Annotated in this window: 22 protein-coding genes; 5 read left to right on the plus strand and 17 right to left on the minus strand. The window is 68.2% G+C overall.

Annotated elements, in window-relative coordinates; all coding sequences use genetic code 11:
• Nucleotides 1–2: 2 nt before the first annotated feature.
• Entirely contained in the window at nt 3–1,013 is a 1,011-nt protein-coding gene (locus AC4BCK_RS12575; protein WP_400511325.1) for a 3'-5' exonuclease, read from the minus strand.
• Nucleotides 1,014–1,095: 82 nt separating this feature from the next.
• Here AC4BCK_RS12575 and AC4BCK_RS12580 point away from each other — a divergent pair, with 82 nt between their 5' ends.
• Nucleotides 1,096–1,872 (plus strand): VTT domain-containing protein, encoded by a 777-nt coding sequence (locus tag AC4BCK_RS12580; RefSeq protein WP_174179209.1) that lies wholly within the window; start codon nt 1,096–1,098, stop codon nt 1,870–1,872.
• Nucleotides 1,873–1,961: 89 nt separating this feature from the next.
• On the opposite strand, the gene rdgB is transcribed toward AC4BCK_RS12580, so the two are convergent.
• The 6 genes from rdgB to clpS all read right to left on the minus strand — a co-directional run bounded on the left by rdgB (nt 1,962) and on the right by clpS (nt 6,297).
• Nucleotides 1,962–2,621: an RdgB/HAM1 family non-canonical purine NTP pyrophosphatase gene (rdgB, locus tag AC4BCK_RS12585; protein ID WP_400598239.1), complete on the minus strand. Its 660-nt coding sequence runs from the start codon at nt 2,619–2,621 to the stop codon at nt 1,962–1,964.
• The gene (rph, locus tag AC4BCK_RS12590; RefSeq protein WP_104184889.1) at nt 2,618–3,376 is read right to left on the minus strand and encodes a ribonuclease PH; all 759 of its coding nucleotides are present in this window, start codon (nt 3,374–3,376) and stop codon (nt 2,618–2,620) included. The genes rdgB and rph overlap by 4 nt, the downstream gene beginning before the upstream one ends.
• 74 nt (nt 3,377–3,450) lie before the next feature.
• Nucleotides 3,451–4,248 (minus strand): MBL fold metallo-hydrolase, encoded by a 798-nt coding sequence (locus AC4BCK_RS12595; protein WP_174179195.1) that lies wholly within the window; start codon nt 4,246–4,248, stop codon nt 3,451–3,453.
• Nucleotides 4,245–5,243, minus strand: coding sequence for a glutamate racemase (gene murI, locus AC4BCK_RS12600; protein ID WP_174179193.1), 999 nt, complete (start codon nt 5,241–5,243; stop codon nt 4,245–4,247). The genes AC4BCK_RS12595 and murI overlap by 4 nt, the downstream gene beginning before the upstream one ends.
• A gap of 123 nt (nt 5,244–5,366) precedes the next feature.
• Nucleotides 5,367–5,933, minus strand: coding sequence for a DUF2017 domain-containing protein (locus AC4BCK_RS12605; RefSeq protein ID WP_174179191.1), 567 nt, complete (start codon nt 5,931–5,933; stop codon nt 5,367–5,369).
• Complete coding sequence (gene clpS, locus AC4BCK_RS12610; protein WP_104184893.1) at nt 5,926–6,297, minus strand: ATP-dependent Clp protease adapter ClpS; 372 nt, start codon at nt 6,295–6,297, stop codon at nt 5,926–5,928. Before clpS ends, AC4BCK_RS12605 begins: the two co-directional genes overlap by 8 nt.
• A 289-nt stretch (nt 6,298–6,586) precedes the next feature.
• Between clpS and AC4BCK_RS12615 the strand changes: the two genes are divergently transcribed.
• From AC4BCK_RS12615 to AC4BCK_RS12625, 3 genes are all read left to right on the plus strand, one after another.
• Nucleotides 6,587–7,915, plus strand: a complete 1,329-nt coding sequence (locus AC4BCK_RS12615; protein ID WP_377087987.1) for a nicotinate phosphoribosyltransferase — start codon at nt 6,587–6,589, stop codon at nt 7,913–7,915.
• 9 nt (nt 7,916–7,924) lie between these two features.
• Nucleotides 7,925–8,563 carry an isochorismatase family protein gene (locus tag AC4BCK_RS12620; protein WP_174179187.1) on the plus strand — a complete coding sequence of 213 codons (639 nt, stop codon included), beginning with the start codon at nt 7,925–7,927 and terminating at the stop codon, nt 8,561–8,563.
• A 106-nt stretch (nt 8,564–8,669) separates the two neighbouring features.
• Nucleotides 8,670–9,704, plus strand: a complete 1,035-nt coding sequence (locus AC4BCK_RS12625) for an AAA family ATPase (protein WP_251424875.1) — start codon at nt 8,670–8,672, stop codon at nt 9,702–9,704.
• A gap of 78 nt (nt 9,705–9,782) precedes the next feature.
• On the opposite strand, the gene AC4BCK_RS12630 is transcribed toward AC4BCK_RS12625, so the two are convergent.
• The 9 genes from AC4BCK_RS12630 to AC4BCK_RS12670 form a co-directional block, all read right to left on the minus strand.
• The gene (locus AC4BCK_RS12630; RefSeq protein ID WP_174179183.1) at nt 9,783–11,564 is read right to left on the minus strand and encodes a DEAD/DEAH box helicase; all 1,782 of its coding nucleotides are present in this window, start codon (nt 11,562–11,564) and stop codon (nt 9,783–9,785) included.
• Nucleotides 11,564–11,905, minus strand: coding sequence for a DUF3039 domain-containing protein (locus AC4BCK_RS12635; RefSeq protein WP_174179181.1), 342 nt, complete (start codon nt 11,903–11,905; stop codon nt 11,564–11,566). The genes AC4BCK_RS12630 and AC4BCK_RS12635 overlap by 1 nt, the downstream gene beginning before the upstream one ends.
• Before the next feature lie 97 nt (nt 11,906–12,002).
• The gene (gene nagB, locus AC4BCK_RS12640) at nt 12,003–12,785 is read right to left on the minus strand and encodes a glucosamine-6-phosphate deaminase (protein WP_363955609.1); all 783 of its coding nucleotides are present in this window, start codon (nt 12,783–12,785) and stop codon (nt 12,003–12,005) included.
• Between the two features lie 22 nt (nt 12,786–12,807).
• Entirely contained in the window at nt 12,808–14,379 is a 1,572-nt protein-coding gene (locus AC4BCK_RS12645) for a transporter (RefSeq protein ID WP_363955606.1), read from the minus strand.
• The gene (locus AC4BCK_RS12650; RefSeq protein WP_490565999.1) at nt 14,361–15,236 is read right to left on the minus strand and encodes an ABC transporter ATP-binding protein; all 876 of its coding nucleotides are present in this window, start codon (nt 15,234–15,236) and stop codon (nt 14,361–14,363) included. The genes AC4BCK_RS12645 and AC4BCK_RS12650 overlap by 19 nt, the downstream gene beginning before the upstream one ends.
• 113 nt (nt 15,237–15,349) lie before the next feature.
• On the minus strand, nt 15,350–15,685 hold the full coding sequence (locus tag AC4BCK_RS12655) for a DUF3253 domain-containing protein (protein ID WP_251424883.1): 336 nt from the start codon (nt 15,683–15,685) through the stop codon (nt 15,350–15,352).
• Nucleotides 15,686–15,695: 10 nt separating this feature from the next.
• The gene (locus AC4BCK_RS12660) at nt 15,696–16,793 is read right to left on the minus strand and encodes an NADH:flavin oxidoreductase/NADH oxidase (RefSeq protein ID WP_310110878.1); all 1,098 of its coding nucleotides are present in this window, start codon (nt 16,791–16,793) and stop codon (nt 15,696–15,698) included.
• The gene (locus tag AC4BCK_RS12665; RefSeq protein ID WP_174179169.1) at nt 16,793–17,779 is read right to left on the minus strand and encodes a tetratricopeptide repeat protein; all 987 of its coding nucleotides are present in this window, start codon (nt 17,777–17,779) and stop codon (nt 16,793–16,795) included. The genes AC4BCK_RS12660 and AC4BCK_RS12665 overlap by 1 nt, the downstream gene beginning before the upstream one ends.
• A 52-nt stretch (nt 17,780–17,831) precedes the next feature.
• Nucleotides 17,832–19,538, minus strand: coding sequence for a DUF8094 domain-containing protein (locus AC4BCK_RS12670; RefSeq protein ID WP_400511320.1), 1,707 nt, complete (start codon nt 19,536–19,538; stop codon nt 17,832–17,834).
• Nucleotides 19,539–19,729: 191 nt separating this feature from the next.
• On the opposite strand from AC4BCK_RS12670, the gene AC4BCK_RS12675 reads away from it, so the two are divergent.
• Nucleotides 19,730–21,064: an AI-2E family transporter gene (locus tag AC4BCK_RS12675; RefSeq protein ID WP_251424889.1), complete on the plus strand. Its 1,335-nt coding sequence runs from the start codon at nt 19,730–19,732 to the stop codon at nt 21,062–21,064.
• Nucleotides 21,065–21,139: 75 nt separating this feature from the next.
• Here AC4BCK_RS12675 and AC4BCK_RS12680 read toward each other — a convergent pair whose 3' ends face one another.
• Entirely contained in the window at nt 21,140–21,940 is an 801-nt protein-coding gene (locus AC4BCK_RS12680) for an alpha/beta hydrolase (protein ID WP_174179163.1), read from the minus strand.
• Between the last annotated feature and the right edge of the window lie 27 nt (nt 21,941–21,967).

Here is a 21,967-nt window from a genome sequence, read left to right on the forward strand (position 1 = left end):
TCCTAGGCGATGGCTGCTGCCGCGAAGTCGCCCACCATCTGCAGGAACTCACCTTCGGACAGCACTTCGATGGGCTGGCCGCGGTCATGGAGCTCCAGGACGCGCCGGGCTTTGCCGGTCAGCCGGCCGGAGCGGAGGTCGGAGGCAACAAAGCCGTCCCCCACCACCAGGACGGTGGTGCGCCCGGTCACCCGGCTCTCCGGCCGGGCGCCGACGTCGGCAGAGCGCCTTTTGGCTTCCGGGCGCCCTATGGACAGCGCCCCGGTGAAGACGACGGTCTGGCCGTACAGTGGGTGGCCCGGCTCTGCATCGGGGTTGGGAAGCGGGTTGGCTCCCTCCTCCGGCCAGCCACTCTGGAAAGGCCGTAGCGGCGCAGCCGTGCCGCTGCCGGCAACGGCAAGGGCCGCGATGCTGGACTTGGACAGCCCGTCCGTGGCCGGGTCGAAGGCCTGCTGGCGCGGCATCACCAGCCCCAGCGAAAGGTAGAGTTCGCCGATGCTGTTGGCCTGGTTCCGCCGGGCTATGTCGATCAGGATTCCCGCGCAGGCCCGGGCGTCCTCAGCGGCGTCGTGGTGCTTCACCAACGGCACGCCGGCTTCCTCGGCGGCGAACGGCAGGGAGTTGGACACCAGCGAGTAGCACCGCCGGGAAAGCATGACGGTGCACACATAGTCGTAGGCGGGCCCCGGCAGGCCGGAGACCTCCAGGCCCGACCGGATCACTCCCAGGTCGAAGGCGGCATTGTGCGCCGCGAGGATGTCATCACCAATGAAGGCGCCGATTTCGGGGAAGAGTTCCCCGAAGCGGGGGTGCCCGGCCACGTCGTCAGCCCGGATGCCGTGGATCCGCACGTTGTGGTAGTCGAAGTGGTCGTGGTTCGGCGGGGGCCGCATCAGCCATGAAGCCTCGTCCACGATCTGCCCGCCCCGTACCTTCGTCAGGCCCACCGCGCAGGGAGAGCCCCGGAAGCCGTTCGCAGTTTCAAAGTCGATCGCCGTAAAGTCCAAACCCACGGCCCAACCTTACCGCCGGAATGCTGCTCCTCCATGCAGGCACGGCTCTGTCAAGTACCCTTGAGAGGTGAACTTTCCTGTGATGAATGACCTCGCCGTGTCCATGCTGGGCGGCGCAGGACCGGTGCAGCCCCAGCTGGCCTCCTTCCTGCCCGACTGGCTGAACCCCCAGGTCTTCCTGGCTGATCCCGCCCTGGCGCCGTGGGTGGTGCTGCTGGTCTGCGGCATCGTCTTCGCGGAGACCGGCCTGCTGGTGGGCTTCTTCCTGCCCGGTGATTCCATGCTGTTCACAGCCGGCCTCCTGGTGGCCACGGACACCATCAAGTTCAACGTGTGGGTCTTCGCGCTGCTGATCATCATTTCGGCCATCGTGGGCAACCAGACCGGCTACCTCATCGGGTCGAAAGCCGGGCCCGCCATCTTCAACAAACCCAACTCGCGCCTGTTCAAGCGGGAAAACGTGGAGAACGCGCACGCCTTCTTCGAAAAGCACGGCGGCAAGGCATTGATCCTGGCACGCTTCGTCCCCATCATCAGGACTTTCGTCCCCGTCATCGTGGGCGTCGCCCAGATGAACAAAAAGAAGTTCTTCCTCTTCAACGTCATCGGCGCAGTGCTGTGGGGCGGCGGCGTGACGCTGCTGGGATACCTGCTGGGCGACCGTATCCCGTGGGTCCGTGACAACCTGGACATCATTTTCATCGCGATCGTCCTGGTGTCCGTCCTGCCCATCGGCGTAGAGGTCCTCCGCGGCCTGTCCGCCAAGCGCCAGGCGAAGGCCTACGGCACCGACCCCGTGGAGGAGTTCATCGAGGAGCACGCCCCCGAGGACGAGCAGAAGACCCCCCGCCTTCCGTAAGTGCCCGTAAACCAGGGAAGGTGTGTTCCCCGCCGCGGCGGGGAACACACCTTTTTGGTTAACCGGCAACTGTGGGGCCTTGCGTCCCGTCAGGCCTCTGCCCGGCGCAGCGCCTCGACGATGGCCGGCAGCAGCGCGCGGAAGGCCTTGCCACGGTGGCTGATGGCGTTCTTTTCCTCTGCGGACAGCTCTGCGCAACTGCGGTCCTCCCCCGCCGGCTGCAGCACGGGATCGTAGCCGAAGCCCCCGCTGCCCCGCGGCTCGCGGAGCAGCACGCCCTCCAGCTGTCCGTATTCCACCACCTCGTGGCCGGGCCTGCCGTCCGTGTCCGGCACAGCCAGCGCCGCCGCGCAGACGAAGGCCGCACCCCGGTGGATGTCCGGCACGTCGGAGAGCTGGCTGAGCAGGAGCCGCAGGTTGGCGGCGTCGTCGCCGTGGGTGCCGGCCCACCGGGCCGAAAAGATCCCGGGCGCTCCGCCCATCACGTCCACCGCAAGGCCGGAGTCGTCGGCAATGGCCGCCAGGCCGGTGGCTTCCGCAACGGCACGCGCCTTCAGCAGCGAATTCTCGGCAAACGTCACACCGGTTTCGACGATGTCAGGGGCACCTGCCGCTGCCGCGTCCACCACCTGGGTGTCGACGTCGAGCCCCGGGACCTGTCCCCGCAGCAGCTCGCGGAGCTCCCGCAGCTTGCCCTTGTTGTGGGTTGCCAGGACCAGGCGGGGAGCATCTCCGCCGGCCGGGTTCACAGCGTGTCCGCCAGGGTCTCCCGCTGGATGGCGGCGAGCTGGGTGGTGCCCAGCAGTGCCAGGTCCAGGAGCTGGTCCAGCTCGGCCCGGTCAAAGGGTGCGCCCTCGGCCGTTCCCTGCACTTCCACGAACTTTCCCGAGCCGGTGACCACAACGTTCATGTCGGTTTCTGCCCGGACGTCCTCGACGTACGGCAGGTCCAGCATGGGCACGCCGTCGATGATGCCCACGGACACAGCGGCAATGGTGTCGATCAGGGGCTGGGCATTTTTTGCGATCAGCTTGTTGTCGCGGGCGAAGCGGATGGCGTCTGCGAGCGCGACGTAGGCGCCGGTGATGGCTGCCGTGCGGGTGCCGCCGTCCGCCTGGAGAACGTCGCAGTCCAGCACGATGGTGTTTTCGCCCAGGGCCTTGGTGTCGATGATCGAGCGCAGCGAACGTCCGATGAGCCGGGAGATTTCGTGGGTGCGGCCGCCGATCTTGCCTTTGACGGATTCGCGGTCGGAGCGGGTGTTGGTGGCCCGGGGCAGCATGGCGTACTCGGCGGTGACCCAGCCGCGGCCTTCCCCCTTGAGCCAGCGCGGCACGCCTGCGGTCAGGGACGCGGTGCACAGGACCCGGGTGTTGCCGAACTCGATCAGGGCGGATCCCTCGGCCTGGGTGGACCATCCGCGGGTGATGCTGATGGGCCGGAGCTGGTCGGGGGCGCGGCCGTCGGCGCGCACGATGGGTACTGCAGTTGCTTCAGAAGTCATGTCTTTAGCTTATCGACTGCACGCCCGGCCGATGCCGGTCCCCTGGTCGAAGCCGTGGCAGGGACCCCGGGGGGCTAGATGGTGTAGTGCACTCCGGCAACCGCTACCGCCACGTCGCCGCCGAACACCGGGCGGGCTTCGGCCATCACCGTGGTCTGTGATGTCCACACGGGAATGTGCGTGAGCAGGAGCCGGCGGGCCCCCGCAGCCGCAGCGGCTTCCCCGGCGCGCTTTCCGGTCAGGTGGACGTCCTTGATGCCGTCGTCGCGGCCTTCCTCGAAGGCTGCCTCGCACAGGAACAGGTCGGCGTCCTTGGCTGCTTCCTCAAGCCCGGCACAGGAATCGGTATCACCGGAATAGGTCAGGGTCCGGGAAACAGGCGTACCGTCCTTGTCCGGTTCCACCACTTCCACCCGCAGGGCGTAGGCCTCCTCCACGGGGTGGTTGACGGCGAAGGGTGTCACGGTGAACGGCCCCACGGTCACGGACTCGCGTTCCGCCCAGTTGGTGAAGTCGAATTCCTCGTGCATTCCGGGGTCCAGCTCCAGGCCGTACGCCGTGGCCATCCGGTCTGCCGTGGCCGCAGGCCCCCACACGGGGATCCGGCCGCGGCCCCAGCCGCCGGGCTTCCACCGGACCGCCACGTGCAGGCCGCACAGGTCCATGCAGTGGTCGGGATGCAGGTGGGTGAGGAAGATCGCGTCGATATCCTCCAAGTCGGTGTACCGCTGGATGGCACCCAGCGCCCCGCTGCCCAGGTCCATGACCACTTTCCAGGTCCGCTCGCCGTCGTTCGCGGTCAGGAGGTAGCACGACGCCGGTGACCCGGGGCCGGGAAAGGACCCCGTGCAGCCTACGATGGTGAGCTTCACTGGCCGCTGCCCCCGGTCGCTGAAGTGCCCACGAAGTTGGAGATCCGCGGCCGCGCCGCGGCGTTCTGGGCCGCGGCGATCATTTCCGGGGTGATCCTGGCGAGGCTTCCCGTGGGGTACTGGGCGGACACGTGGTCCACGTGCCGGACGGAGAGGACCTCGGGCCCCAGGAACCGCCGGGCCAGCGCCTCGAACTGGCCGGCGTCCCCGGTGGCCACGAAGTGGTGCTCCGGCGGCGTTGCGTCCGTGCGCTGCAGGTTGTGGGTGGCCAGGGCGCGGTAGACGTCCTTGGCGGTTTCCTCGGCGCTGGACACCAGGGTCACGTCCGCCCCCATGACGTAGGAGATGACGCCGGTGAGCAGCGGGTAGTGCGTGCAGCCCAGGACCACCGTATCCACGCCGGCCGCCTTGAGCGGGGCGAGGTATTCCTCGGCGACGGCCAGCAGCGCCGGACCGGTGGTGATCCCTGCTTCGACGTAGCTGACGAATTCCGGGCACGCCACGGAGGTGATCGCCAGGTCCGGCGCCGCGGCGAACGTATCCTCGTAGGCGCGGGAACCGATCGTGGCGGAGGTGCCGATCACGCCCACCAGCCCGCTGCGGGTTGCCGCAACTGCCCGCCGCACCGCCGGCTGGATGACTTCGATAACCGGGATGCCGTACTTGGCCGTGTACCGCTCGCGGGCGTCCCGCAGGACAGCGGCCGACGCCGAGTTGCAGGCTATGGTGAGCAGCTTGACGCCGGAGTCCACCAGTTCGTCCATCACGCCCAGGGCGTTGGCCCGCACCTCTGCGATGGGCAGGGGGCCGTACGGTCCGTGCGCCGTGTCCCCCACATAGAGGATTGACTCGTTGGGAAGCTGGTCGATGATGGAGCGGGCCACCGTGAGGCCGCCAACTCCGGAGTCGAATACGCCGATGGGCCGCGACTCCAAGGCGGCGGCGGGCAGGTCGCTGGCGTCGGACCCCGTGGCAGCGCCGGCTGACGGATCCATGCTTGAGGCTCTACTCATGATTATTCGAGGATAGGTCTTCCCCGCGGCTCCAGTCATGAACCTGTGGCCGGGAGCTCATGTCTGGTGTGTCACAGCGCAGGGACGGGGGGCGGTCCGCGCCGCTCACCGGCGCGACTCCATGGACTGCAGCATGGCCTGGACCAGTGACTCCTGGAGCCACGTGGCGAAGTTGTAGACCAGGGCCAGGTAGCTCTCCACGTCCTCGGCCTGGGACCAGTCCTGCATCAGGTGGACGTGCTCGGCGTCCTCCTCGTCCTGGATATCCAGCCGCTCGGCAAGGACCAGCCGGACATCGTTCAAAGCCATGGACCAGTGCCGTGCCGCGTCGGGCGTCAGCACGATCTCGTCCTTGTCCAAGTCCAGGGCCGCCGCCCGCAGGGCGCCGATCTTAGTTTCCCGCAGCGAGCGTTCGGTGAGCTGGCGGAACTCCAGGGAGGCGCCGGCGTCGTCCTTCATGACATTGGGGAGCAGGCGCTTGACGGCGCGGTCGGAGGGCTCTGCCACGTCCATGTCCAGGCCGATCAGGGCGGCCAGCGGATCCTGGCCGTCACGGTCCTCCGGCTGGAGCATGGAGATGACGTCATGGATCAGGCTGCGCAACAGGTCGCGTTCCGCGGGCTCAAGGTAGCCGGTGATGCCTTTGAGTCCATACTTGAATGCCTTAGCCACGTTTCCCCTTGCCCTGGCCTCCGCCGGAGTTGCCGTTGTTTCCACCGCTGGCTTTTTCCACGGTGGCCCACAGCCCGAACCCGTGCATGGCGACGGCATGGCGTTCCACCTGTTCCTTGCTGCCCGAGGCAACAATGGAGCGGCCCTTCTTGTGGACCTCCATCATGAGCTTGTTCGCCTTGCTCTCGGAGTAGCCGAAATAGCTTTGGAAAACATAGCTCACGTAGCTCATGAGGTTGACGGGATCGTTCCAGATCACCAGGTTCCAGGGGATGTCCGGCGCGGTCAGGGAATCTGTGGATTCCGCTGTTCCGGTCCGGGTGCCCTCCTGTGTATCAGGGCCGAGCGCAACGCTTAAGGTCATCTGTCCATTCTATGGGGATGCCGGGCCACCGCCGGATCGGGCCCACGCCGGCGAGGGGCCCGCGGCGAAGCGAAGCGAGACGTGGGAGCCGGTGGGTGGGCCCACGCCGGCGAGGGGCCCGCGGCGAAGCGAAGCGAGACGTGGGAGCCGGTGGGTGGGCCCACGCCGGCGAGGGGCCCGCGGCGAAGCGAAGCGAGACGTGGGAGCCGGTGGGTGGGCCCACGCCGGCGAGGGGCCCGCGGCGAAGCGAAGCGAGACGTGGGAGCCGGCGGGGACTAGAGTGATTTTCGTGAGTACCTCCGCTGGCTGGGAGCATCCCCGCACCTCTTTTTACACCGACCACTACGAGCTGACGATGCTGCAGGCATCGCTGCATTCGGGGGCCGCGCACCGCAAGTCGGTGTTCGAGGCTTTTGCCCGGCGGCTGCCGGATGGCCGGCGCTACGGCATCGTGGCCGGCACGGGACGGCTGCTGGAGGGCATCGCCAATTTCCGCTTCGGGGATGCCGAGCTCGAGTTCCTGGAACGCACCAGGGTGGTCAACGCGCAGACGCTGGAGTACCTGGCGTCCTACCGGTTTTCCGGTGACATCTGGGGCTACCCCGAAGGCGAGGCGTACTTCCCGAACTCCCCCATCCTGATTGTCGAGGCCACGTTCGCGGAGGCCTGCATGCTGGAGACCTACCTTCTGTCCGTGTTGAACCATGACAGCGCCATCGCCTCGGCTGCTTCCCGGATGGTCACCGCGGCCGGCGGCCGGCCCTGCATTGAGATGGGCTCCCGGCGCACCCATGAGGAAGCAGCCACCGCTTCCGCCCGGGCAGCAATCATCGCCGGGTTCGACAGCACCTCCAACCTCGAGGCCGGAATCCGCTACGGGATCAAGACGGTGGGCACCGCCGCCCATTCCTTCACGCTCCTGCACGACACCGAGCGGGACGCGTTCGAGGCCCAGATTGCCTCGCTCGGGGACCATACGTCCCTGCTGGTGGACACGTACGACGTCGAAGCGGCCGTCCGCACGGCCGTGGACCTTGCGGGTCCGCGCCTGGGGGCGGTACGGCTGGACTCCGGCGACCTTGTGGCGCAGGCGCAGTGGGTGCGCAGGCTCCTTGACGACCTCGGCAACGAAAACACCAAGATCGTGGTCACGTCAGACCTCGATGAGTACGCCATCGCCGCCCTGCAGTCCGCCCCCGTGGATTCCTACGGCGTGGGCACGTCCCTGGTCACCGGCTCGGGCGCCCCGACGGCCAGCATGGTGTACAAGCTGGTCAGCCGCACGGACGACGACGGAACGTTCGTCTCCGTGGCCAAGGCGGCCAAGAACAAGGCCAGCGTGGGCGGCCGCAAGTACGCGCTGCGCAAGTTGAACGAGCGCGGCATTGCAACTGCCGAGGTGGTGGGCGTCGGCCACCGGCCGGAGGATGACGGCAATGACCGGCCCCTCCTGCAGCAGTTCATGAAGAACGGGGAGCTGCTGCCGGGCTGGACCGGCCACGAGGGCGTGCTCCGGGCCCGCCAGCGCCATGCGGATTCCATGGCGGAGCTGCCGCCGGTGGTCAACCGCCTGCAGCGCGGGGAGGCCGCCATCCCGACTCTCTATGAAGAAAACTGAGGAGAACCGATGTCCCGGGCACTGATCATCGTCGACGTCCAGAACGATTTCTGCGAGGGCGGTTCGCTGGCCGTTTCCGGCGGCGCGGATGTGGCCGGCGCCATCAGCGAATATGTGGACGCCCACCACGGCGAGTTCGACCACATCGTTGCCACCCAGGACTGGCACATCGATCCCGGAGAGCATTTCTCGGACATGCCGGACTTCAAGGACAGCTGGCCGCCGCACTGCGTGGCGGGCACCCCCGGGGCTGAACTGCATCCCGACCTGGACACCGAATACATCCAGGCCTACTTCCAGAAAGGGCAGTTCTCCGCCGCCTACTCCGGCTTCGAGGGCCTGCTGGCCCCCGAAGATGCGGTGCCCACCGGAGAACGGCAGCCCGGGGCCCTGCCCGGTCCCGCGGACGCCGGGAGGTTCGCTCCGGACGAAGACGCGATCGGGCTGGACGACTGGCTGCAGAGCCATGACGTGGAGGACGTCGTCGTTGTGGGAATCGCCACGGATTACTGCGTGATGGCAACGGCCCTGGACGCCGTCCAGGCCGGCTACTCCGTCACGGTCCTCCGCTCCCTGACGGCCGGGATCGCCGAGGACCTGGAGGAAGCAGTGGCCGAAATGGAACTCGGCGGCGTGGACGTAGCCTAGGGCACCACCGGGTGGGGCCCGGCGCCGATGATCAGCAGGCCCTTCGCCGTTTCACCCGCCCCTTGATCCCAGGGCAGGAACGGGACCCGGGTACTACAGTGGAGGCATGGCTGCCAGTCGCAATCCGCTCGACGACCTGCGCGAGACCATCGGCCGCCTTGCCGACCAGCTCAAGCTGCCCGGCTCGGAACGCGTCGACGACCTGGTCGGCGATCTCGTGGGTCCGAGGCCCGGGCCGGCCCGGCCACTGTCCGAGGTGCAGGCCGAGCTCGACGCGCTGGTCGGCCTGGAGACAGTGAAGGAACAGGTGCGGGCGCTCGTGGCACTTCTCCAGGTCCAGGCCCGCCGTAAGGCGCACGGTCTGCCGGAGGTGGCCACCTCCCAGCATCTGGTCTTCCTCGGAAACCCGGGCACGGGCAAGACCACCGTGGCGCGGCTCCTGGCCGAGATGTACCGCGCGGTCGGCCTGCTGCAGAAAGGCCACCTGGTCGAGGTCGACCGTTCGGGCCTGGTGGGGCAGTACGTCGGCACGACCGCCATCAAGACGGACAGGGTGATCCGGCGTGCGCTGGACGGCGTCCTGTTCATCGACGAGGCCTACGCGCTGGCACCGGAGGACGGCCGGATGGACTTCGGCCCCGAGGCGATCGAGGTCCTTCTCAAACGGATGGAGGACCACCGCCACCGCCTGGTCGTGATCGTGGCCGGGTATCCGCGGCTGATGGAGGCATTCCTGCTCTCGAACCCCGGACTGCGCTCCCGGTTCGCCCGCGAGATCACGTTCCCCGACTACTCCGTCGACGCACTCCAGACGATCTTCCACCGGATGCTTTCCCAGCACGAGTACAGGCTGGAGCCGGATGCGGACCAGATGCTGCGACGCATCTTCACAGGGCTTCACGCGGGCGAGGACTCCGGCAACGCACGGTTCGCCCGCACGCTGTTCGAGCAGGCGCTCAACCGCCAGGCGCTGCGGCTGTCGCTCGACGAGGAACACAGTCTTGATGCCCTCGATCGTGAGGCCGTCATGACGCTGACCGCGGACGACCTCGTCGAGGCCGCGCTGGCGCTGGGCGAGGAACCGGAGCCGGAACCGGCGCCCGAACCGGAGCAGTCACGCTGGTGGCGCTGGCTGGCCTGACCGGATCTGCGGCGGCTGCCGGGCGGACGTTCGGGGAGCAGTCCGCAAAGCACCGGGCCGGCTTTGTCACCATCGCCGCTATTTCCGGCCGATGAACCAGTCCTGGAGTTTCCGCAGGCGCGACTGCAGCTGCTCCTCGTTCGCCTGGGCCACGGGCGGTCCGCCGCACACTGTCCGCAGCTTGGTGTGCACCACCCCGTGGGGGGTCCCCGTGCGGGCAGACCAGGCAGCCACGTTTTTGGCCAGCTCGTTGCGGAGGTCCATCAGCATCCGGTGGTCCGGGACGGCCGGTGCCGGGGTTTCCGCCGCCGCAGGAGCCTTCCGGTTCTTGCGGTTCAGCTGCTCATGCTGGCGCTGCCGCAACAACGTGCCCACCTGCTCAGCGTCCAGCAGCCCGGGAATGCCCAGGAAGTCCATCTCGTCGTCGGACCCCACCTCGCCACCGGTGCCGAACTCGCCGCCGTCGAACAGCACACGGTCAAAGGATGCCTGTGAATCCAATGCCTCGAACTTGCCCTTGGTGAGGCTGTCCGACGCCTTGTCCTCGCGGTTGGCCTCTGCCATCAGCGAGTCCTCGGGATTGAACAGGCCGTCCGCGTCTTCCTTCTCCGGGCGGTCCAAAGCGTGGTCCCGTTCCGCCTCCATGGAGTTGGCAAGGGCCATCAGCTGCGGCACCGAGGGCAGGAAGACCGACGCCGTTTCGCCCCGCTTGCGGGCACGCACGAAGCGGCCCACCGCCTGGGCGAAAAACAGCGGCGTTGAAGTCGATGTGGCATACACGCCGACGGAAAGCCGCGGCACGTCCACGCCCTCGGACACCATCCGGACGGCCACCATCCAGCGTTTATCGCTGGCGGTGAATTCCTCGATCTTGCTCGACGCCTTCGCGTCATCGGAAAGGATGACCGTGGGCGACTCCCCCGTGATCCTCTTGAGCTGTCCGGCATACGCACGGGCATCCTCGTGATCCGTGGCAATCACCAGCCCGCCGGCGTCGGGAACGGTGCGGCGCACCTCGCTGAGGCGCTTGTCCGCGCCCGCAAGCACAGCCGGAATCCACTCGCCTGCGGGGTTCAGGGCGGTGCGCCAGGCGTGGGACGTGATGTCCTTGGTCACCGCGGCCTCACCCAGCGACGCCGCCATCTCCTCGCCGGCGCTGGTCCGCCACCGCATCTGCCCCGAATAGGCCATGAACATCACCGGGCGGACCACGTGGTCGCGCAGCGCATTGCCGTACCCGTAGGTGTAGTCGGCCTTGGAGCGGCGGATGCCGTCCCGGTCCTGGGCATATTCGACGAAGGGAATGGGAGAGGTGTCGGAACGGAACGGCGTTCCCGTCAGCGAGAGCCGCCTGACCGCGGGGTCGAAGGCTTCGCGCAGCCCGTCGCCCCAGGACAGTGCCTCGCCGCCGTGGTGGATCTCGTCAAGGATCACCAGCGTGCGCGCAGCTTCCGTCTTGGCGCGATGGAGCAGCGGCTTGCTGGCCACCTGCGCATAGGTGACGGCAACGCCGATGAAGCCGCGGCCGTGCTGGCCGTCGGAGTTCTTGAAGTTGGGGTCGATGGCGATGCCCACCTTTGCCGCCGCATCCGCCCACTGCCGCTTCAGGTGGTCGGTGGGCGCCACGATGGTCACCCTGTTAACGGCGCCGGAGTCGATGAGCGTGGACGCCACCCTCAGCGCGAAGGTGGTCTTGCCGGCGCCGGGCGTTGCCACGGCGAGGAAGTCGCGCGGGCTGTTGCGCAGGTACAGGTCCAGGGCTTCCTGCTGCCAGGCACGGAGTTTCGGGGCGGTTCCCCAGGCTGCACGTTCCGGATAGGCCGGAGGCAGGGTGGGGCCGCCAAAGAGCGTCTCCGTCACTATTTGTTGTTGCCCGAGTCCCCTCCGGGACCCTTGCCGCCGTCGTTGCCCGGGCGGAGGCCTTCATAGACCTCCTTGCACATCGGGCAGACCGGGAACTTCTGCGGATCCCGTCCCGGCGTCCAGACCTTGCCGCACAACGCGATGACGGGTTCCCCGGTCAGCGCGGACTCCATGATCTTTTCCTTGCGCACGTAGTGCGAAAAGCGTTCCCGGTCCCCGGGCTCCACTTCCTGGCGCAGTTCCTCGCGCTCAATGGTGGCTGTGGACGTTCCAGCCCCGGAAAGCTCGCGCATCGGGTCGTTTTCGAGAGGGTCCGTCGTGCTAGTCATGCCAACCATCTTAGCTGTTCCACCGCCCGGACGTTCGACGGCGGCGCGCCCCCGCCAGCCGCCGTCGGACTTTGCGGCGGCGTGCGCCGGCAGCGGGCGGGTCAGGCTAAATCCCCTGCCAGGAGGGCTTGTGGTCGTAGGTGTGCCGGTAGAAATCCGCCAGTTTCAGTGCCGACGCCGCGGCCTCGTCCAGCAGGACGGTGGCGTGCGGGTGGAACTGCAGGATCGACGCCGGGCAGATGGCGGCGACGGGGCCCTCCACGAAATCCCGCACAGCCTGCGCCTTCTGCGCGCCGGTTGCCAGCAGGATGACGTGCCGTGCGTCCATGATGGTTCCCAGCCCCTGGGTGAGGACGTGGTGCGGGACATCCGCCAGGCTGGAGAAGAACCGGGCATTGTCCCTGCGGGTCTGTTCGAGGAGGCTCTTGATGCGGGTCCTGGAAGCGAAGGAGGATCCCGGTTCGTTGAAGGCGATGTGGCCGTCCGTTCCCACCCCGAGGATCTGCAGGTCCACTCCGCCGGCAGCCGCGATCGCCTCCTCGTAGGCGCGGCAGGCTCCCGGGATGTCCGCGGCGGCACCGTCCGGTCCGTGGACGTTCTCAGGCCGGATGTTGACCCGGTTGGTGAACTCCCGGCGGACCACTTCCCGGTAGGACTCGGGGTGCCCTGGTGGAAGTCCCACGTACTCGTCCAGGGCAAAACCTGAGGCCCGGCTGAAGTCCAGGCCGTCCCGCTCATGGCGGGCAGCCAGCTCATCGTAGACCGGAAGCGGGGTCGAACCCGTCGCCAGGCCGAGGACGGCATCGGGCTTGCGCCGGAGCAGGTCCTCGACGGCATCGGCGGCAAGCCTGGCAATCTGTTTGCTGCCGTTGAGGATGACGACTTCCATGCTGGTTCCTTCCGAAAGCTGGTCAGCGGTTGACGGAAACCTGGGCCAGGAGCTCGGGCCCGCGGGCGTCCAGCCATTTTCCGCCCAGCCTGACGCCCAGGACAAACAGGACCAGGCCCAGGACCGTTCCCGCGGAGAGGTTGATCCACCCGAAGAGGTAGTTGCCGGTGACCACTTGGGCAACCAGGAGCCCTGCCTGGGGCAGGACCAGGACCATGAGGACCAGCAGCCCTCCGAACTGTACGGCGAGGGTCTGGCCCACGTTGCCGGGCGGCTTCTTGAACGGGCTGTCGCCCGGCAGCGGAACGGCCACGGTATAACGGGCCGAAACCACCGACGACAGTCCCAGCCCGGTGAACAGGATGCCCAGGCTCAGGCCCAGCTGGCCGGGCAGGCCCGCCCAGTCCCCTGTCAGGGCGGAATACCCGAGGGCGAACACCAGCACCACCGGCAACGCGAAGGCCAGGCAGGCCAGGGCGCGGCCCAGCCGGTCCGCCACTCCCCTGACACCGGTGGCAAGGTGCAGGGCGAAAGCGGTGTTGTCGTAGGACACGTCCGCGGAGATGGACCAGGCGAGGATGAAGGCGGAGAGCGGGGCAAGTATGCCCAGGCTGGTGAAGTCCCCGGCCTGGCTGCCCTGGAAGGCGAGCACCACCGGAAGCAGGGGAATCACCACAAGGGATCCTGAATACCGTGGATCCCGGAACCAGTACGTGAGGGACCTCGCCATCACCGCACCGGCCGGAGTGGCAGGCAGCACTCCCAGCAGTCCCAGCCTGCCGCCTTTGCGCCTGCCGCTGCCCGCGTACGGCGGAGTCACCAGCGCCCGTTCCAACAGGGACTTCCACGCCCACGCGAGCGCGGCCAGCGCTGCAACGGATACCAGCAGCTTCAATGCCGCCTGCCCCGGCTGCCCGGCTGCCACATCACCGCCCAGCGACCACGGTGCGCCCAGCGGCGTCCACGACAGCGTCCTGGCAAAGCCGGGCAGGAACCCGGTGGAGGCTGAGAGGCCCTGGCCTATTCCGGCCACAATGGGCCCCATCAACACCAGCGGCACCATGAACGCGATGGCGCTGACGTCCTTGAACCGCCGCGATGCGGCCAGGCTTGCCGTTGCGGTGGTCACCACTTTGGCGAGCACCACGCAGGTCAGTACGCCCAGCACTGCCCCCGCGAACGCGGCGAGCGCAGGAAGGACACCGTGGGACCAGGTGGCCACCGTGGACAGCGCCACCAGCGAAGTGGCCAGTCCCGGGATGCCGATGAGACCGCCCAGCGCCAGTCCCGCCAGCATCTGACGCATGGGGATCGCGAAGGTGGTGAACCGTGCGGGATCCAGGGTCATGTCCGTGGCAGAGGCCACCACCGGCACGATGCCCCAGCCCAGGATGGCGGCGGATCCGCCGAGGACCACGGCGGTCTGGGCAAGGTCGTGCGGTGCGTTGCGCAGCATCACCAGTGCCATCACAAGCGTTGCCACCATCCCCAGTGCGTAGAGCCCGGCGATGGCCATTCCCACCAGTTGCCACGGGCTGCGCCGCAGGCCGTTGCGCAGCAGTGTCAGCTTGAGCCTTAGAAGGTGCGCAACCATTCCAGCCCTTCCGTGTGGCTGCGGCCGCCCACCAGCTGCACGAACCGGTCCTCCAGCGAGGCCCCGGCGCGCACCTGGTCGACGGTGCCGGCGGCGAGCAGGCGTCCGTTGGCCACTACTGCCACGTGGTCGCACATGCGCTGGACCAGGTCCATGACGTGGCTGGACACGATGACCGTGCCGCCCGAGGCGACGTAGCTGTCAAGGATGGAACGGATGTTGGCCGCGGAAACCGGGTCCACCGCTTCGAAGGGTTCGTCCAGGACCAGCAGCCGGGGTGCGTGGATGAGGGCGGAGGCCAGCGCAATCTTCTTGGTCATGCCCGCGGAGTAGTCCACCACCAGGGTGCCGGCGTCCTCCTGGAGATCCATGGCGGCGAGGAGGTCCGCAACGCGGGTGGCCACCGTCTCCCGGTCCATTCCGCGCAACAGCCCTGCATACGTGATGAGCTGTTCGCCGGTGAGCCGGTCGAACAGCCGCACCCCGTCCGGCAGGATGCCCATCAGCCTCTTCGCCTCCAGCGGCCGCTGCCAGACGTCCACGCCGTGGACTGCAGCTGTCCTGAAGTCCGGACGCAGGAGGCCGGTTGCCATGGACAGCGTGGTGGTCTTGCCGGCACCGTTGGGGCCCACAATGCCGTAGAAGGATCCGGCCGGCACGTCAAGGCTGATGCCGTCCACAGCGATCTTTCCGCCGAACCGCTTGGCGAGCCCGCGGATGGACAAGGCCGGCACCTGCGGCGCAGCTCCTGGGTGCAGACCCGGCGGGGAGTCCAGTGCATGGTCTGGTTGCGGGGCCGTGTCGGGGCGCATTACCGGGTCGGGGTGCAGTGCCGGATCAGGTTGCGGGGCAGTCATGAAGCCAGACTAGCCCTCGGGCCGCCGTTGCGGGGTCCTCCCGGAGGAGTAGCTGGAAAGGCGTAGGAACCGCCTCCGGTGGGACGCTGTCCGGCGACATCGTGCCGGGGTACCTACCGCGCCTTCCGGATACGGATGGGCCCCTTGGCCGTGGCGGGGTCCACCACCGAGCCGCCCTGGGTGACCTGGACCTCGCCTGCGTCGACCAGCCGCCGCGCAGCCCTGCGGGCCGGCTCCATGAGGTCACGCCACGTCCCGCCACCGACAGCGCGGGCGGCTTCCGACGGGCAGATGGTGGAGGTGGCGGCCCTGTTGGCCAGCAGTTCCAGGATGGCGGCTTCCAGCTGCTGGTCGACCCCGCCGCCCGGCGCCGGCTCCCTCCCAGGGGCCGGCGTCCCCTGGGGAACCGGCGCGGACTTTGGCGCAGTGCGGCGGTCCCGGCCGGCCATCACGGGACCATCAGAAGGTGCGCCGCGGAACGGCGCGCTCGTACTGCGGAGGCCACGCAAGGTCGTGGCCCAGCTCGAAGGCGGCCCTCAGCCACCAGTGCGGGTCCCGCAGCGCTGCCCTCGCGATGAGGACGCCGTCAGCCTGTCCCGTGGCGACGGCATGTTCGGCCTGGCCTGCCGAAGTCAGCAGGCCCACGGTGCCGGTGGCCACACCGGCTTCCTTCCGGATGGCCGCTGAAAATCCGGTCTGGTAGCCGGGGCCGGCTTTGATCTGCTGGTGGGCAACGGCACCACCGCTGGACACATCGATGAGGTCCACACCGTGTTCGGCGGCCTGCCGTGCCAGGCGGACGGAAGCGGCCAGATCCACGCCGCCTTCGGCCCAGTCGCTGGCGGAGATCCTCAGGAGCAGCGGCATGGACTCCGGTATGACGGCTCGGACGGCGTCAACCACAGTCAGCATCAGCCGGTTCCGGCCCGTTTCGTCGCCGCCCCAGGCATCGGTCCGCGTGTTGATCAGCGGGCTTTGGAACTGGTGCAGGAGGTACCCGTGGGCACCGTGGATCTCGATGGTGTCAAAGCCCGCGTCCACCGCCCGCACGGCGGCGTCGGCGAAGTCGCGCACCACGCCGCTGATCTGGTCCGCGCCCATCGCCGCGGGGCTGGCGTACCCTTCGAAGGCCAACGGTGAGGGCCCCACAGTGGTCCAGCCGCCGTCGGACTCCGGAACGCTGCCGCGCTTGCCGGAAAAGGGCCAGTAAGTGGACGCCTTCCTGCCGGCATGGGCAAGCTGCACGCCGATCTTGGCCTCTGCGGCGCCGTGCCGGTGGACGAAGGAGGTGATCCGCTGCCACGCTTCGGCCTGCCCGCTGTTGTAGAGGCCGGCGTCGCGGGGGCTGATCCGGCCTTCCGCGTTCACGGCGGCGGCTTCGGTCAGGATCAGCGCCGCGCCGCCGGCAGCGAAGGACCCCAGATGCATCAGGTGCCAGTCGTTCGGGACTCCCGGGGCGTCGTCGGGATCGCAGCTGTACTGGCACATCGGCGACACCCAGCCCCGGTGCTGCAGCTCCAGCGAGCGCAGCCGCAGGGGCTGGAACAGCGCCGGCACTAGAAGAGCACCCTCGCGAGGGCCTGGCGCGCCTTGGCCACCCGTTCGTCCGCGGCGCCCACTACGTCGAACAGCTCCAGAAGCCGGACGCGGGCAGCCTCACGCTCCGGGCCGAAGTTCCTGCCGATGAAGGACACCAGCCGGCTCAGCGCATCCTCCACGTGGCCGCCGGCCACATCAAGGTCTGCCACCCCCAGCTGGGCCTCAAGGTTGTCCGGCTCGTTGGCCGCGAGCGTGCGCAGGGCTTCGCTGTCCTGGGCAGAAAGCGGCTGCAGCCTCCCCATCAGCTCAACCTGGGCAAGTCCTGCCTTGGCCTCATGGTCCGCGGGCATCTCGGTCAGCGCCTGGCGGTACGCCTCTGCCGCAGCAGCATAATCTCCCGCTTCGATGGCGTCGAACGCGGCCTGGTGCAGCGGCGGCAGCGGCGCGGGAGCGTCCTCTTCCGCCCCTCCGGCTCCCAGGCTCCCGGTCACGCCGTTCGCCGCGGCTACTTTCAGCAGTTCGTCAAACAGGCTGCGCACCTGCTGCTCGTCGGCGCTGCCCTGGAAAAGCGGCACCGGCTGGCCCTTGAGGACGGCCACAGCAGTGGGGACAGCCTGCACTTGGAAGGCCTGGGCAAGCTGCGGGAAGGCTTCGATGTCCGCGGAGCCAAGGACCAGCCGGCCGCCGTAGCCGCCAACCACCCGCTCCAGGACCTCGAGCACGGCTGCCGACTCCGGCGAGTAGGAGGCCCACAGGGCGAACACCACAGGCACCTGCGCCGACAGCTCCACGAGCTGCTGGAAGTTGCCCTCGGTGACGTTGACCTTCAGTTCCTGGGCGCCGGGAGCGGCACCCGGCTGGGCGCCTTCCTGCGGCGTTCCGGTCCCGGCCGGTGACGCAGGCGAGGCCGGGCGCTGCTTCAGGCTGGAAAGATCGACGGCGCCGCGCAGGTTAAGCAGGTTGGCAGCGGCAGGAGGGACTGGGCGGGAAGCTGGCGAACTCATGCTTTCCACTCTAGCCACTCCGGCCGCTGCCGGGGCTACTGCAGGACGGGGATTACTTGAAGCTGGCCCCCGTCAGGCCGCGGGTTGCCGCCACAAGCTTCATCGGGTCCGTGGATCCTGCCGGCGGCACGTACACGGCCACCGACTCGGCAAAGCTCAGGACCATGCCGGTGGTGGTTTCCTTGCCGCCGGCCAGCGCCGCTGCGTCGTCACCGATGGTGAGCTTGTCGCCCGCGGCCTTGGGGGTCCCCTCGAAGCCGAAGTTGATCCGTCCCAGCACCAGCGCGCCGCCGTCAGCCGTGCGGAACACAACAGTGCTTTCCGGGACCACCTTGTGGGTGAAGGAGAAGTTGCCGTTCTCGCCGGACTTCACCACTTCAGCCTGGTAGGACAGGGTGTCCGCGATGTACGGCGAGGACTCCCCTTCCACCAGCTTGTCCTTGAAGGCCGAGTCTTCGGAGGTGAGGCGGTCGGCCAGGCCGGACAGGGCTTCTTCACCGCTGTAGAGCAGGCCCGTCTTGTCCGCGGGTGCCAGCGTCTCGGTGCCGTCCCGGCTGATGGTGGGGAATGTGGTGCCGGGCTGCAGCGGGTTGGTTTCCACGAGCTTGTAGTTCTCGCGCGGTGAGGCCTGGACCAGGGTCAGCAGCTGCGGCACCACGTTGCCCTCACCCTGGGTCACGGCCATGACGGACCGCGGCCATTCGCGCTCGCTGGTCACCACGGTGGTGAGGAGCTTGGTGGACCGCACCGGCATGCGCGGCTCGTAGGAGCCCACCTGTGAACGGATCTTGTAGTTCTGGGTGCGGACTTCCAGTTCGGTTCCGCCAACCCGGTCGGACAGCTTCGCGGCGTCCTTGGCCGCATCGCCTGCGTCAACGGCGCTGGAGACCTGCTCCAGGATCCGGCGGAACTGGGCATCCAGCAGGACGGGCGAACCTGCCTCCTGCGCGGCGGGCGACGCCGATGCCGCATCCGATGAAGGCGCGGGCGCGGGAGAAGTGGCGCTTGCGGCGACGCCGGTTCCGGCGACCACGGCAGCGGCGACCACGCCGGCAGCAGCCATGGTCACGCGCGAGGACGACTTGGCCTCGCTGCGGGCGCGGGCGCGCCGGGCGAAGCCGCTGCCCTCGCCGCCGCCTTCACCGTTGCGCCGGCGGGCAGAGAGCAGGGCCAGTACGATCCCGGCGACAACCAGGAGGGAACCAAGGACCATCAGGGGTACGGCCCAGGGTGTGGAGGTGTCGTTGGGGAACGTCATGGAGATAGAGGCAGGTGCGGGCTGGGTTCCGTCCGAGGCCAGCAGCAGGGTCCAGTCGCCGTCAGCCGGCGGCGTCCAGGAGTATTCGAGCTCGCCGCTGGCATTCTCGGTGGAAACCCAGAGGTCCGAGCCGGCGGGGTTGGGTACGGTGGCCTCGCCGTCGGTGTGTTCAACCTGGAGGGACGCCCGGTCCCCGGAAACGCCGCTAATGGTGTTGTGCGCGGCCTGGCCAACCCAGGCGTCCACGTCGTCCGGTCGGCCGGCCGCCAGCATGAAGTTGCCGTCGCCCTCGATGTCGATCTTGACTGTGCCGCCGTGAAGGGTCCGCAGGTTCTGGTCGATCACGGTAATCGGCGCAGCGGCAGCATCGGCCGGCGCGGAAGCCGTAAAGGTCTCGGAGGGGGCCCAGATGGTCCTCTGGCCGATGCCGGCCAAGAGTGTCAGGAGGCCGAGCAGCACGAGTGCGACTGCAGTCTTTAAACGCAAGGGAACACCTATCATCAGCGGGGGTTTAGTTTCAATAGTATCCGTTTTGTTATCGCGGGCCCGGATCGGGGCTTCGCGCAGGATCGCCAGCGGGCCGCTGAGCAGGCACTTCAGCTGTTGTTGACAAGGCTGCTGATAGTGTTTGCGATGATCATCACACCCGCCCGCACCCGCGGCGCCACGTACGGAACAGGCCCCCAAAACCAGTGACAGACAAGACGGACGAATCCTCCGCGGCACCAGAGAACCCGGGGGGTACGCAGCCGCCGGCAGCCGCCGCCAACGGTCCTGGAATAGGTCCTGGTCAGGGTCCTGGAACTGCCCGCCGGAAGAGGCCCGCCGCGGCCGCACTCGGGATGCTGGCCCAGCGGCTGCGCCAGCCTTTGCCGGGCGCCCAGCCACGGCTTCGTTTCGAGATGCCGCCGGAGTACACGCGCCAGGACGGTGACGGCGGTGGCCAGGACAGCGGGGTGGAGCCGCAGTTCGGCAGTCCGGGCCCCCGGATTTCGCCGCAGCATCCCCTGTACCTGGGGTTCATGGGAACCGTGGGCGTTGGGCTTGCACTGCTGGTCTACTGGATCGGCTCCAACACCACGCAACTGCTCCTGTGGATCGTTGCGGCGCTGTTCATCGCGCTGGGACTGGAGCCTGTCGTCAGTTGGCTGGAGGGCCGGAAAATTCCCCGCCCTGCCGGGATCCTGGTGTCCGTCACCGTGCTGGTGAGCGCCGTCGTCGGCTTCTTCGCCACCCTTATTCCCACCATCGTGCAGCAGGTCACGCAGATCGTCGAGCAAGCACCGGTGTGGATCCGGGACTTCATCGATTCCGAGTTCTTCCGCAGCCTGGACGACCAGTTCGGTGTGCGTGACCGCGTCACGGAAGAGCTGGACAAGTTCGTCAACGACCCCGCGGCGATGGGTGGAATCTTCGGCGGTGTTGTCGGCTTTGGTTCCACCGTGGCCAACGGACTTTTCGGCACCCTGATCGTCCTGGTGCTGAGCCTGTATTTCCTTGCCGCCCTGCCCGCGATGAAGAAGTGGGGCTACCGGCTTGCGCCGCGGTCCCGGCGGCACCGCGTGGAGGCCCTGTCCGAGGAAATCACCCGGTCGGTGGGGAACTACGTGATCGGGCAGGCTGTGGTCGCCCTCCTGAATGCCACCTTTGCCTTCATCGTGATGTCAATCGTGGGAATACCCTTCGCCCTGCTGCTGGCCTTCGTGGTGGCCCTGCTCGCCTTCATTCCGCTGGTGGGCGGCATGATTGCCGGGATCGTGGTGCTGCTGGTCTCGCTGACGGAGGGCTGGCAGACCGCGGCCATCTACGGAATCTGCTACTTCGCCTACCTGCAGTTCGAGGCCTACTTCATCTCCCCGCGCATCATGCAGAAGGCCGTGGCCGTTCCCGGCGCCGTGGCGGTTATCTCCGTCATTGCCGGCGGCAGCCTGCTGGGCGTGCTCGGCGCCCTCATCGCCATTCCCACGGCGGCTGCTGTCCTGCTGCTGGTCAGGGAGATCTACATCGTCCGCCAGGACCAGCACTAACGCAGGAGCAGCACCACGGCAGGTCCAGCACCGGGCCGGCGCGGTGGGGCCGAACCCGCGGCGGAACCAGGGGTCCTAGGCGGAGGCTGTTGCGACGGGCCCGTCCCATTCCTGCGGCAGTCCTGCGGCGCCTGATCCTGCCTCGCTGACCTCATCCACAATCTCGTTGAGGACCCGGGCAGCATACTTCTCCCCCACCCACAGGTGTTTGGCCCCGTCCACGCCCACCACGCGGGCCTGCGGCACCAGGCTGAAGCGTTCGGCCGCCTCGGCAGGTTTGAGGAAATCGTCGTGCTCCGGCACCAGGACCGTGAGCGGCTTGCCGGATGCGGCCCACTGGAGCAGGTCCTTGTCCTTGGCGCGGTGCAGCGGCGGCGAAAGCAGGATTGCCCCCTCGACCTGGGACGCCACCGGCTCAACGGCTCCGTACATCAGGGCGAGTTCCGTGCCGAAGGACCAGCCGACCAGCCAGCGGTTGGGCAGGCCGCGTTCGACGGCGAAGCGGACCGCGGCCTCCATGTCATGGCGCTCCCCGACGCCTTCGTCGAAGGCCCCGCTGCTGGTTCCGTGCGGGGATGCGGTTCCGCGGGTGTTGAACCGCAGCACGGCGATGCCGGCGAGAGCAGGCAGCCGGTAGGAAGCCTTGCGGTAGACATGCGAGTCCATGAACCCGCCGTGCGTGGGAAGGGGATGCAGGGTGATCAACGTGGCCTTCACGGGGCCGGATTCCGGCAGCGCCAGCTCGGCCACCAGGGTGTGGCCGTCTTCCGTGTCCAGCTTCACCAGCTCGCGCCTGGCGGGCAGCACGGTGGAGGCACGGATGGGAGTGGGGCCTGGGCCCTGGCGGAATTCGTACGACGCCGGATCAAAAGTCATGCCTGCCAGCTTAGCGACAGCCGGCGC

The organism is Pseudarthrobacter sp. As-47, from assembly GCF_058215595.1.

Bases quoted from the DNA above. Each gene is read 5' to 3' on its own strand.
- nagB (WP_363955609.1), bottom strand. From the start codon at position 12,785: ATGGAAGTCGTCATCCTCAACGGCAGCAAACAGATTGCCAGGCTTGCC.
- AC4BCK_RS12620 (WP_174179187.1), top strand. From the start codon at position 7,925: ATGTCCCGGGCACTGATCATCGTCGACGTCCAGAACGATTTCTGCGAG.
- AC4BCK_RS12650 (WP_490565999.1), bottom strand. From the start codon at position 15,236: ATGACTGCCCCGCAACCTGATCCGGCACTGCACCCCGACCCGGTAATG.
- AC4BCK_RS12665 (WP_174179169.1), bottom strand. From the start codon at position 17,779: ATGAGTTCGCCAGCTTCCCGCCCAGTCCCTCCTGCCGCTGCCAACCTG.
- murI (WP_174179193.1), bottom strand. From the start codon at position 5,243: ATGGATCCGTCAGCCGGCGCTGCCACGGGGTCCGACGCCAGCGACCTG.
- AC4BCK_RS12625 (WP_251424875.1), top strand. From the start codon at position 8,670: ATGGCTGCCAGTCGCAATCCGCTCGACGACCTGCGCGAGACCATCGGC.
- AC4BCK_RS12670 (WP_400511320.1), bottom strand. From the start codon at position 19,538: ATGATAGGTGTTCCCTTGCGTTTAAAGACTGCAGTCGCACTCGTGCTG.
- AC4BCK_RS12645 (WP_363955606.1), bottom strand. From the start codon at position 14,379: ATGGTTGCGCACCTTCTAAGGCTCAAGCTGACACTGCTGCGCAACGGC.
- AC4BCK_RS12635 (WP_174179181.1), bottom strand. From the start codon at position 11,905: ATGGTTGGCATGACTAGCACGACGGACCCTCTCGAAAACGACCCGATG.
- clpS (WP_104184893.1), bottom strand. From the start codon at position 6,297: ATGACCTTAAGCGTTGCGCTCGGCCCTGATACACAGGAGGGCACCCGG.
- AC4BCK_RS12655 (WP_251424883.1), bottom strand. From the start codon at position 15,685: ATGGCCGGCCGGGACCGCCGCACTGCGCCAAAGTCCGCGCCGGTTCCC.
- AC4BCK_RS12580 (WP_174179209.1), top strand. From the start codon at position 1,096: ATGAATGACCTCGCCGTGTCCATGCTGGGCGGCGCAGGACCGGTGCAG.
- AC4BCK_RS12680 (WP_174179163.1), bottom strand. From the start codon at position 21,940: ATGACTTTTGATCCGGCGTCGTACGAATTCCGCCAGGGCCCAGGCCCC.
- rph (WP_104184889.1), bottom strand. From the start codon at position 3,376: ATGACTTCTGAAGCAACTGCAGTACCCATCGTGCGCGCCGACGGCCGC.